The 1,407-nt window shown below is 37.1% G+C and carries 1 protein-coding gene; it reads left to right on the top strand.

The annotated features are described in order from the left end of the window. Positions 1–136: 136 nt before the first annotated feature. Positions 137–1,261: an IS4 family transposase gene (locus QQZ16_RS03090; RefSeq protein WP_048717821.1), complete on the top strand. Its 1,125-nt coding sequence runs from the start codon at positions 137–139 to the stop codon at positions 1,259–1,261. The last annotated feature ends 146 nt before the right edge of the window (positions 1,262–1,407 follow it).

Raw genomic sequence — 1,407 nt, 5'->3', positions numbered from 1 at the left:
TCACTAGTGTCGCATTAAAATAATTCAACATAGCTAAATAAATTAAATTTTCCGCAAATAAACTTTTCTATAAAAAAAGCCTTTATAATGGGTTGGTGGTAGTAACCTATCCAAATCCAAAATAAAGGACTAACGCATGGATAAGTTTACACGAAAAACATCATTTGAACAATGGCTTTCACCTATTTCCAACAATTTGTTGGAGGAACAAGTGAAAAACTATCATTTAAATTACTATACGAAGAAGCTGCATATGACTTCCTTTTTGAAATTACTACTATATGCACAACTCCATGAAACGGAGAGTTTGCGTGCATTAAGTGATTGCGTGTTTTCAGAAGAATTACAAAACGCCACTCAACTTGATTCCATTAGTTTCTCTCAACTGGGTAGACGATTAAATCTGGTTCCAACGGAGTTTTTCCAAACTATTTTTCTTGATTTAGTCAAGCAAATTCATCGGAAGACTGATTTTCAAGCGAGACGAAAAACGACAACACCTCTTAAAATTATTGATTCCAGTACATTACCATTAAACTTGAACAACCATAAGTGGGCAAAATTTCGAAAAACCAAATCTGGTGTGAAGCTCCATCTACGCCTCGTATTTATGGAAAAAGGTCATTCCTATCCAGATCAATCCGTGCTTACAAATGCCAACGAACATGACCGAGGCCAGCTTGAGATCCTGGTCGATGACAAAGAATGCATGTATGTGTTTGATCGTGGATACTTGGACTATGAACGATTCGATCGCATGACAGATGAAGGCTATTTCTTCGTCTCTCGACTGCGTAAAAATGCGGTTGTACGTAGCCTTGAAACACTCTCGTTACTAGAAGATTCTTCTGTGTTATCGGATGAGATGGTCGTCATTGGAACCACACAAAATCGATCGGAGAATGTTTTCCGTTTGATCAAAGTATGGGATACAAAAGGAAATGAGCTACACTTGTTAACGAATCGTTTTGATTTAAGTGCGGATGAAATCGCTGAACTTTACAAATCACGGTGGGCCATTGAACTGTTTTTCAAATGGATGAAACAGCATTTGAATATCAAAAAATTCTTTGGACAGAGTGAACAAGCTGTGCACAACCAAGTGTATATAGCGATGATCGTCTATTGCTTGAATGTACTGGCTCAACGGAACACGAAAAGTAAGCGATCGTACTTACAAATTAGTCGTTATTTGAAAGCAGCTTTATGGAAACCGGAACACATTTGGTTGAGAAAAATAGGGGGAAACACTGTCCCATAAGCCAATCACTGTCTCTATCACACTCGCCACAAGGTATAGTAAAAAAATGGATGTTTACTACCTATGTTTAATCATCTTTCTTTTTACTCAAAAGTAAGGATAATTAATAACGGAAAATTCCGTCAATTTTTATGCGACGCTAGTGA

This window comes from Bacillus sp. T2.9-1 (genome assembly GCF_950097965.1).
GTDB classification, from domain to species: Bacteria; Bacillota; Bacilli; order Bacillales; family Cytobacillaceae; genus Niallia; species Niallia hominis.
This window is presented reverse-complemented; position numbering and strand designations above follow the sequence as displayed.

What these genes read in the sequence shown, in the direction of transcription:
- QQZ16_RS03090 (WP_048717821.1), top strand. Translation starts at nt 137, where the DNA reads ATGGATAAGTTTACACGAAAAACATCATTTGAACAATGGCTTTCACCT.